The sequence below is a fragment of the Bacillus sp. SD088 genome, assembly GCF_017355205.1.
Taxonomy (GTDB): Bacteria; Bacillota; Bacilli; order Bacillales; family Bacillaceae_C; genus Lederbergia.
The window spans coordinates 107,522-119,975 of record NZ_JADIJK010000015.1; the positions used below are offsets into that span (position 1 = coordinate 107,522).

At 38.8% G+C, this 12,454-nt stretch carries 10 protein-coding genes; 4 read left to right on the forward strand and 6 right to left on the reverse strand.

The genetic code is table 11. The annotated features are described in order from the left end of the window. Positions 1-379: 379 nt before the first annotated feature. The gene (locus tag IPU53_RS14445; protein ID WP_207451717.1) at positions 380-1,207 is read left to right on the forward strand and encodes a sugar phosphate isomerase/epimerase family protein; all 828 of its coding nucleotides are present in this window, start codon (positions 380-382) and stop codon (positions 1,205-1,207) included. A gap of 327 nt (positions 1,208-1,534) precedes the next feature. Continuing rightward, positions 1,535-2,557: an AI-2E family transporter gene (locus tag IPU53_RS14450; RefSeq protein WP_207451718.1), complete on the forward strand. Its 1,023-nt coding sequence runs from the start codon at positions 1,535-1,537 to the stop codon at positions 2,555-2,557. Positions 2,558-2,739: 182 nt separating this feature from the next. Here the strand turns inward: IPU53_RS14450 and map are convergent, their stop codons facing one another. Together map and IPU53_RS14460 are read right to left on the reverse strand one after the other, a co-directional pair. After that, entirely contained in the window at positions 2,740-3,483 is a 744-nt protein-coding gene (map, locus tag IPU53_RS14455; RefSeq protein ID WP_207451719.1) for a type I methionyl aminopeptidase, read from the reverse strand. Positions 3,484-3,628: 145 nt separating this feature from the next. Then, positions 3,629-5,185, reverse strand: a complete 1,557-nt coding sequence (locus IPU53_RS14460) for a BCCT family transporter (protein WP_207451720.1) — start codon at positions 5,183-5,185, stop codon at positions 3,629-3,631. A 1,095-nt stretch (positions 5,186-6,280) separates the two neighbouring features. Here IPU53_RS14460 and rsgA point away from each other — a divergent pair. Then, a complete protein-coding gene (rsgA, locus tag IPU53_RS14465) occupies positions 6,281-7,348 on the forward strand; it encodes a ribosome small subunit-dependent GTPase A (RefSeq protein WP_207451721.1) in 1,068 nt (355 codons plus the stop codon). Beyond that, entirely contained in the window at positions 7,345-8,361 is a 1,017-nt protein-coding gene (locus tag IPU53_RS14470) for an aminoglycoside phosphotransferase family protein (RefSeq protein WP_207451722.1), read from the forward strand. Before rsgA ends, IPU53_RS14470 begins: the two co-directional genes overlap by 4 nt. A 455-nt stretch (positions 8,362-8,816) precedes the next feature. Here the strand turns inward: IPU53_RS14470 and IPU53_RS14475 are convergent, their stop codons facing one another. The 4 genes from IPU53_RS14475 to truA form a co-directional block, all read right to left on the reverse strand. After that, entirely contained in the window at positions 8,817-9,338 is a 522-nt protein-coding gene (locus IPU53_RS14475) for a hypothetical protein (RefSeq protein WP_207451723.1), read from the reverse strand. A gap of 1,317 nt (positions 9,339-10,655) precedes the next feature. Continuing rightward, positions 10,656-11,048, reverse strand: coding sequence for a 30S ribosomal protein S9 (gene rpsI, locus IPU53_RS14480; protein ID WP_207451724.1), 393 nt, complete (start codon positions 11,046-11,048; stop codon positions 10,656-10,658). A gap of 18 nt (positions 11,049-11,066) precedes the next feature. Continuing rightward, positions 11,067-11,504, reverse strand: coding sequence for a 50S ribosomal protein L13 (gene rplM, locus IPU53_RS14485; protein ID WP_207451725.1), 438 nt, complete (start codon positions 11,502-11,504; stop codon positions 11,067-11,069). A 192-nt stretch (positions 11,505-11,696) separates the two neighbouring features. Continuing rightward, positions 11,697-12,449, reverse strand: coding sequence for a tRNA pseudouridine(38-40) synthase TruA (gene truA, locus IPU53_RS14490; protein ID WP_207451726.1), 753 nt, complete (start codon positions 12,447-12,449; stop codon positions 11,697-11,699). Between the last annotated feature and the right edge of the window lie 5 nt (positions 12,450-12,454).

Below are 12,454 nucleotides of genomic sequence, written 5' to 3' on the forward strand. Positions count from 1 at the left end.
CTTTCTTATCTTTGAACAAAAGCACAAGCGCCCGTTTAGCGACGTACAAACTTTCATAGTAAGGATGAACAGCTAAAAACGCGCCGTCCTGGCGCAACGCTGTTCTGACCTACATCCTGTAGCCCTGAGATAAAGGATACACGGCGAAATATGAGCCGATGTTGACTTACGCAAGCAGAAGCTGAAAGTTTGCTGGGCGCTGAAGCTAGACGACGAAACCCAAAATTACAACTTATCCACAAGCGACAATTTTATAGTTTTCTAAGCAGGAAAAAAAGCATACTGTCTAAGGTGAGAATGAATATTCATAAATTTAAAGGAATTAATGATTTTAGAACGAATCTTTACAAAAGAGTTTCTTTTTGAAAGGGGTTTTTTTATGTCTTATTTATCTGTTAGTACTTGGAGTTTACATCGACTGCTTGGACCACTACGCTGGACCGCTTGGGACAACACACAAAAAAAACATATAACTAAACTAGAACAGCAAGATAACGTCATTGATCTATTGGATTTACCGACTATTTTAAAGGAAAAGGGATTTGCAGCTTTTGAGCTCTGTCATTTCCATTTTCCCTTTACAGATTCCCTCTATTTACAAAGATTAAAAAAGGCTTGTACGGATGCCAACATGCGACTTTATACGCTTTTATTAGATTATGGAGATCTATCATCTGCTGATACACAACGAGTGGATGCGGATATGGAGCTTATTAAAGAATGGATTGATATAGCGGCTGAAGTAGGAGCAGAGCGTGTAAGAGTGGTAGCGGGAGATGCCCCCGCTGACGATCAAGATGCGTTGTCTCGCGTTTCTCAATATTTACATGAACTGGCTGCCTATGCGGGACAGAAAGGTGTCAAGATCATAACAGAGAATTTCCGTACTCTCTCAAGCACAAGTGGAAATTGCCTTTATATTGTCAACCAGTCTAATGAACAGATTAAATTGATTACGGATTTTGGAAATATGAGTGGAGCAGAAAAATACAATGAATTAGCGAAAATAATTCCTTATAGCGACTCCATTCACGCCAAACCCCAATATGATAAGGATGGAATACCAGATCAAGATGAATTTAGGCGTTGTTTGGATCTTTTAAAACAGACTCACTACGATGGCCCTATCGTCATCATTTATGACGGACCTGGTGATATGTGGGAAGGGATTGAGCGGGCAAAGAAAATCGTAGAGGACTACCTATAATAATCTTTAAAAACGAGGTCGGGGCAAAAGTGTTTTTACCAAAGAAAAGCCGAACTAACAGGGCGCATATAACCGCTCCCGAAATATACTTCGCTAAGGTAATGCATTGTCGTCTTTGAAGCCTAGTATTTTAGTTATGTCCCAGCCCCGTTCTTTCGTATTTAAGTCGTCGCTATCATTCCCCCCTTAAAATAAGTCTTCCTGCTCAGAGAATCTGTTTATTTTTTAATTTTGACGCCGGTCTTACTTGTATTTTCTCCCCTTTAAGTAGATACTAAATATATTGACAAATTTTAAAAAATTAGGGTATAAGGGGAAGCATTTCATATGGAAGCGATGACGGATTTCTTTCAAAAAAAAGGCGTAAAGAGGTTTATTATTTTTGCCTTAATCGTATTTATTCTTTTTAGTGTGCGAAGCATGATGAATCTGATTCTACTAACATTTATCTTTTCGTTTTTAATGAATGGACTTGTAGAATTTACGATTGCTCGGATACGTTTAAACCGCACTCTGCTTGTATTATTGCTGTACACTTTGATCGTTGGTTTGCTGACAGTTGGAATTGTAAAGTATTTGCCAATCATCTCTATTGAGATTAGCCAACTAATTAGACAAATCACAAATTTCTCTATTCAACCGCATGATAATATGATCGTTAATTATATTGAATCAATTATTTCAAGTGAGCAAATTACAACTTATATAGAAAATGGCTTTTCATTTTTATTAAAATCATTTTCCGATATTAGCAAAACGAGCGTCCAAGTATTAATTGCATTATTATTAAGCTTATTTTTCCTAATTGAGAAACCACGATTAATCGAATTCACGAACAAATTTAAAAACAGTAAAATTGCTCCATTTTATAATGAAATTGAGTTCTTTGGTAAGAAGTTTTCCCAAACGTTTGGAAAAGTCATTGAAGCACAATTCATCATTGCCCTCATCAATACTTTTTTAACAGTCATTGTCTTAATGATTCTTGGGTTTCCACAGATCATAGGGCTAGCCTTTATGACTTTCTTCTTAGGACTGATTCCTGTCGCTGGTGTGATCATCTCACTAGTTCCTTTAACAATCATTGCTTTTACAATCGGGGGATTCCTAAAAGTCGTATACTTATTTATCTCCGTTATGGTCATCCACGCTATAGAAGCCTATATATTAAATCCCAAGCTTATGTCTTCAAAAACAGATTTACCTGTTTTTTATACGTTTATCGTCCTGCTTTTCTCACAAAACTTCTTCGGGGTGTGGGGACTGATCATCGGGATTCCAGTGTTTGTTTTCCTGCTGGATGTTTTGGGTGTAACGAATAAAGTAGTAAAGGGAACGGCCAATGTGTAAAAGTCCCTTTAGTTTAGGGAGTTTTAAAATCTCATCCGAAGCAACAATATAAAACTCCTTCATATAACTTTGGTTCCAAATTGAATTCTCCTTTATTTCCATCAGAAAAAAAGTAAGTCTCTCCATTTTTTCTGATGGATCTTTGTAGTGTTTGCAAGGCACATCCTAATCCGTACACATATTTACAATGTAGTGATAATCGGTCCTTGCTTCGTAAGAATAATCGTATGTTCGTATTGAGCCACAAAGCTTTCATCGGTTAGGAAGGTCCAGTCGTCATCTTCGGATTGATAAACCTCCTCTTCAAATGTAGAGATAAACGGTTCAAAAGCAATGACCATACCATCTTTTAGAATTTCATCATCCCAGTGAGAGTAGTAATTGAAAATATGATCTGGTGCTTCATGAATGGAGCGCCCAATACCGTGTCCAGTAAGATTTTTTATGACTGTTAAGCCATGCTGTTTTGCTACATTGTGTGCAGCTTTTCCGAGCACGCTTTTTTTTGAACCTGGTTTAGCCTCCTTAAGTCCAGCGTCGAATGCCTCTTTAGCAACATCACATATTTTCTGTAAAATTTCCTCTCCCTTCCCAACTACAATCGAAATTCCTGTATCTGCGAAATAACCGTTTTTTGAACCTGACACATCAATATTAACAAGGTCCCCTTCTTGAATAATTCGTTCCCCTGGAATCCCGTGGGCTACTTCTTCATTTATGCTAATACATGTATATCCGGGGAAATCGTATTCTCCTTTTGGTGCAGATTGCGCTCCTGCTTTTTCAAACATCTCTCCCGCCATTTCATCAAGTTCTTTTGTCGTCATTCCAGGTTTGGTACAATGAACTAATTCATCGCGAATCATTCCACAAATTTTACCAATTTCTTTTAATCCATTAAAATCTTCTTCCGTTTTTGCAATCATCGTATTCCCCCACTTTTTAAGTATTTTGTAATCAGTATTCCATTCAGATTCTAGTATAAACGGAATGGCTTTTTTGTATCTACAATTTCTCAATAAAAAAGCCATGTATCAACTTAAGGAAATACATGGCTTTCATCAGCTTCATTTATATAAATTTTGAAGCTTCTTCACTATTTTTTCCCGCTTGTTTCTTTTTCTCCTTCTTTATTTCTTTTCCAAGTTTCAGTTCCTTTGCTTCCTGATTTAAAGCTTTCATGAGACTAGTCAACATTACGATCAAAATCACCGAGAACGGCAGAGCTGCAAGAATCATTGTGTTTTGCAGTGCCTGTAGACCGCCTGAATAAAGTAGCGCAGCAGATGTCATTGAAAGCAATACGCCCCAAATCACTTTTATTTTATTATCTGGATTTAATACTCCATTAGCTGTCATCATACCTAACACAAACGTACCTGAGTCCGCTGATGTTATGAAGAACGTGCCTACTAATATCATTGCTAGAATCGACAACGTGATACTAAATGGAAATCCTTCAAAAACGCCAAAAAGAGTCTCTTCAGGTAACAAGGAAGATAGCGACATCGCCCCAGACATTTCTGTTGTAATGGCTGCACTTCCAAAATTCGCAAACCATACAAATCCAATAAGTGATGGAATTAATAGAACACACAAAATAAATTCACGGATGGTTCTACCCTTTGATACCCTAGCAATAAATACACCTACAAATGGTGACCATGCAATCCACCATGACCAGTAAAAAATTGTCCAATCATTAATCCAGCTACGAATTTCTCCGTCGAACGGAGCCATTCGTAGCCCCATATTAATGAAATTTTGGAAATATTCCCCCACCGAATCGACAAAAAGATTTAAAGTGAAAACAGTTGACCCTAAAATAAATACTGCCAAAAAAAGGACAGCGGCAAGACCCATATTCACGTTACTTAAAATTTTAATCCCTTTGCTCAAACCAGTTAACGCTGATATCATAAATAAAATAGTCACAACAAAAATAATCACCGCTTGAACTGTAAAGTTGCTGGGTACATCAAATAAATAAGAAAGCCCCCCATTTATTTGCATCGCACCAAACCCAAGTGATGTCGCAACCCCTAAAACGGTTGAAACCACCGCGATGACATCAATGATTTGACCAACTAATCCATCTGCATGCTTGCCAATAATCGGTCTCAATGTTCTACTAATTAAACTTAATTCACCTTTTCTAAACGTAAAGTAAGCAAGTACTAACGCGATCACTCCATAAATTGCCCAACCATGTATACCATAATGAAAGAAGGTAAACCTTAGAGCATCCTTCGCACCTTGATTGGTACCCAGCTCTCCAGTAGGTGAACTTATCGCATAGTGACTAAGTGGTTCATATGCTCCATAAAAGATTAAACCAATTCCCATGCCTGCACTAAAAAGCATTGATATCCAAGTCGATCTGGAAAACTCAGGCTCGTCATCTTGTTTACCAAGTTTAATTCGACCAATTGGACTTACAAATAGATAGACACAGGCAATAACAAATACCATTATTAACACCAAATAATACCAACCAAAGGTATCTGTAATAAAGCTTTGTGCAACACTAGTAATCCTTTCAAACGATGTAGGCATAATAATCCCCAAGAGGACTAAACCTCCCACAATCGCTAATGAAACGTAAAAAACAAGTGAAGCTTTTTTCATATTAAATTGACAACTCCCATGTTAGATTTGTTCAGAGTGGACTTTACTTCAATTGGAGAGTATATATACACGTAAAACCAATAAAATAATACGAGGTTTTTTGAAGCAATAGTAGATAACCCAATAAAAGTTTTTACTGAACTTAATTTGTTAAAGTAAACCTTTTTAGCAAAATTCCAGCCATCTTTATAAGCTAGGAAAAGATGATGGGGTGCATAGAGGTAATTTGCCAGGTCTTTTTTGGCACTTGTTCAGTCTAACGTAAAAATTGTGATGAAGCACATATGATATTCCTGCATTATTTGTGTTATAGACGTCCTATCCCTCTTGAGACGAATATATATTATGTATCCTTAATAATCTCCGGGATTCCGCCGCATACTCTATAAATAGAACAAAAGCGCAAGGCGTCCGCCTAGCCTAATACAAATGTTCTGAGACAAAGGAAGACGTTCTTTGCTTTTCATTAGACTAGATTAAGCTAGAATTTTACATGAACGGACTCAGCGACCTCCTGTTTGTAACAATCTCCAATTTAGATCACTTCCTTATTCTTTATATTTTCCGTATAGTATGATATTTATCCAGCTCATTTTTTACTGCATCCTTAATCCACTTAATCTTTGCAGTTACCATCATCAGGGAATTGGTTACCCAATTTATCCCTATTGATACCCCTACCTCAAGGCTTTAAAAAATATGGGGAAGCATATGCAGAGGATATATTGCCCGTAAAAAGAGAACACCTTCAAATCGAGAACAAAGGTGGCTTTTCTCATGTTATATGCGACAGTTGAGAGACTTGAGTGGGAGAAGTAGCTGATAAAATTTGCTTATAATCAAACTTTCTATTGAACCCTCATAAGGGGTTCGGTCAAACTATAGAAGTGAGATTGTATTCTATTTTTTTGCTATGCCGTAAACGGTAATCTTTCGTGAATACTGCTGTTAGCAGGATACAAATGAAGAACGTATCCCTTTTTAACTATAAAGCCGACTTTTGGCTTTTCGAGCGCAACAGTAGCATTTTAATAGGCTATTTGTTCGCGGTTTATATCCAAAAACAACGTTAATTTTTAGGAGAGGATCGGTTTAATGATTGATTTGAAACAATACGGCTATATCGAAGACGAAACGCCTCCACTAGGTTTAATCCCCGGAAGGGTTACCGAACTACAGCGAGAGCAATATACCGTCATCACCGAACAAGGAGAAGTCACGGCTGTATTGAAGGGCAGTTTTTATCATACTGCAGTGACTCGGGAAGATTTTCCGTGCGTTGGCGATTTTGTACTTCTACAATACAACGAAAACGGTGCTTCGCTCATTGCTAAATTGTTGCCTCGCCGCTCAAAATTTTCCCGCGCTGACTATTCGGGACACGCAGCAGGGTATGTTAAAACCATACTGGAGCAAGTCGTAGCAACAAATTTTGATTACGTATTTATCGTATCGTCCCTAAACTGGGATTTCAACGTCAGCCGCATCATGCGCTACCTAACACAGACACGACAGAGCAGCGGCCAGCCTGTTGTAATCTTAACAAAGGCCGACTTGGCCCCGAATTACAATGCACCGTTAGCTGAGGTTCAGAAAACCGCTCCTGATGTACCAGTACACGCAGTTTCCAGTCACACGGGAATTGGTCTAGATGAGTTAAGTGAATATCTGCAACCAGGAAAAACCGTGGTATTCCTTGGCATGTCAGGCGTAGGGAAATCTTCGCTGCTAAACGCCTTGATGAATCAGGAAGTGATGACTGTCAAGGATATCCGTGAGGCTGACAGCCGCGGGCGACACACCACAACGCATCGCCAGCTTTTCATGCTCCCTTCAGGGGCGATGGTTATTGATACGCCGGGTATGCGTGAGCTTGGACTATTCGGTGCGGATGACGGCATCAGTGCGGGATTTAATGATGTGGAAGAATTATTCACACAGTGTCGTTTCAATGACTGCCGCCATCAGACGGAGCCGGGTTGCGCAGTTCTTGCCGCCCTTGCAGATGGATCATTGGCACCAGATCATTGGGAGCATTATCTGGCACAGAAGCGGGAAAACAAGTTTGTGGATGATAAATCAGGTTATCTCATGGATAAGCGAGCACGACAAAAGGCCATTGCCATACGACATAAGGGGAAAAAGGGAGGTTACAAGAAATGAACAACCATGATGAGAAGTTTGTTAATCCCGAAACACTGGAGCTTGCTTTGAGTAAAATGTTTAATAAGACGATAATCCGCGCAGATTATCGTCGCAAAGAGTTGCAAGGCGGAACACTAGGAGATGTTCGGCTTGTAACAGGCATGGTTGAAACTTCCGATGGCGAAAATCTGCCATATAAGATAGTTTGGAAAACACAGAAAAAATTTGAGCGTTATGGTGATCCGGATTCATGGCGAAGGGAATACGACCTCTATACATCGGGTTTCAAAAAGGTCTTCTTCGATTCGTTCCGTTGCCCAGAGTGTTATCACGCCGAAATAAATGGTGATGAGATTCAACTGTGGATAGAGTATATTGATGGTGAATCCGGCCTAAATCTAACCCCGGAAATGTATGAACATATAAGCGAGGAATTAGGGCGATTTCAAGGCAGGGTGTACACCGAACAACCAAGCATATTGGAGAATTTGGCCAACTTAAGCAAGGTTGAGTATATTAAAAACTACTATCTGCGATATCGGTCATGGAATGTTCTGTATGATTACATACGCTCTGATGACTGCGAAATTCCAAATCACCTCTGTAAAATGCTCATAGACTTAGATAACAATGCGGACGAGATATTTGGTCAAATTGAAAAACTCCCCATCGTGCTTTGTCACAGAGATTTTTGGGTAGAAAATATATTCTATTCAGACGGGAAAATCGTACCTATCGATTGGGATACCACCGGTTGGGGGTACATGGGCGAGGATATCGCGAGTTTAATAACGGATGAAGCGGACTTCAATTATATGATTGAGTACTATCAAAAATGCATTCCGGCGTATTACAGAGGTTTCTCGGAATATGCGGATGTGGCCCATATCTCCGATCATTGTATCTATGAACTAATCATTGCTATGTTCGGATACAGGCTTGTAGAATGGTATAAATTCGCTGAGTCACCCGAGGATAAATCACTGCACCTAAGTACCTTGCAAAAAATTCATGAGTTGAGAAGCATGTAGATATTGTATATGTTTTAACTTAAACTGTATTTTTTATATGCAAAAGACCTTCACATACTGCTCATGTGTATTTAAGGTCTTTTGATCACAAAGCAATACCTAGTTAATATCTCAAATAAAATTGGCCTTTATTATTATTATTTTACCTAGTTTATTTTTTCTTTCTATGGTTTCTCTTATAACCTATTTGTACGTTTTTTTAATTCCTTGTTATGAACCGGGGAAGGTAACAGGCTCTAGTTTGTCACCAAATGATAACTCCTTCTTCAAAGCAGCCTATTGAACCTACGCTGATACCCGCCAAGACTTTGTTTTCATTCCAAGCTTTTAAGATTAATCGTTGTATGGGTTAAGTTTCAATGAAATAGTTTTAAAACAAAAGGCGGTATATTCAATTTGCCGTTCAAGGAGTTCGTTTAGAGAAAGCCACCTGCCACTTACACCGGTTCCTTGTTTTATCTAATCCTTTGCTGAAACGACAGAGTTGCCATAAAAAGAATTACTCCCCACAAGAACAGTCCTCCGTACGTTATCAAATACACCCAAATGGCTAGCCCTTCAGCGTGCCCTTTTGGAAGTACTCCTAACAATTGAAGGACTGTCAAAAAACTAATTAGCACAGTCAATACCCCAACTGACCATTCAGCTATGATCAGTAACCATTTTGGCAGTTTCTCTCCCCAGGAAGCCACGAAAGTTAAAGCAAATAAAAATGCCAATATCGCCAAGATAGCTGTAAAGTCTATTCCGAAGATATATAACGTATTTAGGAAAGCAGGCCCTTCCTGTAATGTATCACCAAACCCCGCTAGATCTTGGACAGCTTGTTTTGTTGTAAGTCCTATTGTTGAGGCCCAAAGTGACTTCAAAATCGCATATGGCAACAGTACAACGGCTGCAACATAGCCCCATCTTTTAGTCAAATAAGTTTTATCAGCTTTTTCTTTCCTTACATATTTTTCATGTATTAAGCTCAAAAGACATTCTCCTCACTTTTTAGATATGAAGCCTATTGTTTTAAAAGCTACTTTCCATCTACCTAAAGCAACATAGCCATTCCCGTATGCCAGACTAACCAAGATTGCCTTTATTCGGTGTAAAATACAACCCTTTCTGCCCTTTTGCCCCCATGTTTCGTGAATTCTCCCGAGTCTTGTTTCTTTTGGGGCTTTCACCACAGTACTATATACTGCTTCCTTCACATCAATCCAAAGGATTAAAAGCTGATTTTATCAACGAAGTCGAAAATGATGGAAAGCACAAATAGGGCTGTTAAAAGAAAGACGCTAATTAAATAAAGTATTGTTCCTCGCCTAAATATAGCCTGCTGTATCTGGGAGGCGTGGGCGTAATGGGCAGAGGTTAATCCTGCCATTATACCCATAAAGACAAACCAGGGCTCGTAAAAAAATAGCTCCCATAACGCCAATTCATGTACATCTACTTTTATAAAGCCGGGGAGATCAAATTCAATGAAACCAACTAATAGTAGAATTCTTGTAATCATACTAATTACCGAAAGTTAAATAAAAGTGAGGTCATTGTTAAATTCTGTTTAAATTTGGAATTCAACATCCGCTAATCGAAGTTAAGTGATAAGGGGGAACTCCAGGGCGCTATGAAACCCGCGGCAAGATGCAAGGTCCTATACAATTTGACTTCTCAACTGGCCATCACGCAGATGAAAAGTGTAATTCATTGGGAAAAAGGATACGGCACGGTATTTTCTTAGGCTTTTAGGGAATATGCCTTAACGCTACTGTTTACTGGTATTAGAAAGGGGAAATTAGGGGCACTTCTTGAAGGTGATATTATCACGGAAAAATGAGGATTATGATCAATAAAGTACTTTTTTAGGAAAATCAAAAATATTCATTACTTACTCCTAAAACCCCAAATTCTAGAAGGGGCATTTTTCTCGACAAAAGACATATCAAACCCTATTACACTTAAAAGAATTAATTCAAGAGTTACGCAACGATTTTTTGCAACTCGGAGAAAGAGCATTTTAATCTCCAAATGCTTCTACCTTAAAACCAACGCGTCATCTTGATCCAAATGAATTATTAGAATCAGCATGTAAAAGGTTTGAGGTAGATAAAGGAGTGACAAGCGTTTAAATCAACCGCTAATTGAATATCTTAAATCGACGAATAGCCATCACCGAAAGATATGGTAGTGAATGTAATTAAAATAATTTCAGTCCCTATCCATCTTCTTTACCTTTTTTCAAAGAAAAAAGCCTGCTTGGAATCGACTTCCAAACAGGCTTCAACCCAATAGTACCAAGGGTTTTAACGCTTCGAGAACTGTGGAGCTCTACGTGCGCCTTTAAGACCGTATTTCTTACGTTCTTTCATACGTGGGTCACGAGTTAGGAGACCCGCACGCTTAAGTGGGCTACGGAATTCAGGATCTACTTGTAGTAGTGCACGAGCGATTCCGTGACGGATTGCTCCTGCTTGTCCTGTGTAACCTCCACCATTCACATTGACTAGGATATTATAGCTTCCAAGTGTTTCAGTTGCTGCAAGTGGTTGTTTGATCACTTCGCGCAATGTTTCAAATGGAATGTAGTCTTCTACTTCACGATTGTTGATTACGATGTGGCCATCACCAGGTACTAAACGTACGCGAGCTACAGAACTCTTACGGCGACCTGTGCCATAGTATTGAACTTGTGCCAATCTATTTCCCTCCCTTTATTAACCGCGAAGCTCGTAAGTTTGCGGTTGTTGTGCTTGGTGTGGATGCTCAGCTCCAGCATACACGTGTAATTTTTTGAACATTTGACGTCCAAGTGATCCTTTTGGAAGCATACCTTTGATAGCAAGCTCCAACATTTTCTCTGGATATTTTGTACGCATTTCTAATGCAGTTCTTGTTTTTAATCCACCAGCATATCCTGTATGACGGTAGTACATTTTATCATTTAGTTTATTACCTGTTAGTTCGATCTTTTCAACGTTAATTAAAATAACGTGATCACCTGTATCTATATGCGGTGTAAAAGTTGGTTTATGCTTACCGCGCAAGATGGACGCAACTTCAGTCGAAAGACGACCTAGAGTTTTACCTTCGGCGTCAATCACGTACCATTTACGTTCAATCTCGCTGGCTTTAGCCATATACGTAGTACGCATTCATTACCCTCCTAAATTAAATATTCCAAGTTCGTATTTATATTCAGCATAATAAGTTTCCGGGGCTTATCATGGAATTAAAACAATACCATAGGATATCTTATCGTTTTTCAGACATAAAGTCAAGAAAAAAATAAATACACCTGGATAAGTTGTCAAGATATTACTTAAGTTTACTGAAAACTAGCTTATCTATCCATTATACTCCACTTTCCATAAGTATAATCCTTGAGGCGGCGCTGTTTTTCCAGCAAGTCTCCTATCACGGCCTTCTAGGATTTGCGGTATCGCGGAAGCCTTTTTCCTTCCAGCTCCAACCTCCAATAACGTACCAACGATAATCCTCACCATATTACGCAAAAAGCTATTTCCTGTAACCGTAAAGATCAGCTCATCATCGGCCTTCTCTAAGGTAATCTCGGTAATCGTACGCACCTTATTGATCCTATCTGTTTTCGCTGAGCAGAAACTAGTAAAATCATAGGTGCCTATCAAATGATGTGTTGCCAATTGGATACTTTGCAAGTCCAGAGGATATGGATAATGAGTTGCAAATTGCTGACGAAAGGGATCTTTAGATTTTTGAGTATATACTCTATATCTGTATGTTTTCCCTTTTGCATCAAAGCGAGCATGAAAATCTAAATGAGCCTTTTCTATATCCACTATCACTAAATCATCAGATAGTAGCGTATTTAACCCAATCTGCAAACGTTCTGGAGGAATCTCTAAAGGAGAATCAAAGTGAATCACCTGTCCTCTAGCATGAACACCTGCATCTGTCCGGCCAGAACCAAATATCTTTATAACCTGACCTTTATGCATTTTGACTAAGGCTTTTTCCAATTCAGCTTGAATCGTACGTCCATTTGGTTGAATCTGAAACCCGGAGTAAGCAGAACCATTATATGAAATTATCGCCTTATAGCGTTGTAGCTTTCCCATCCTAA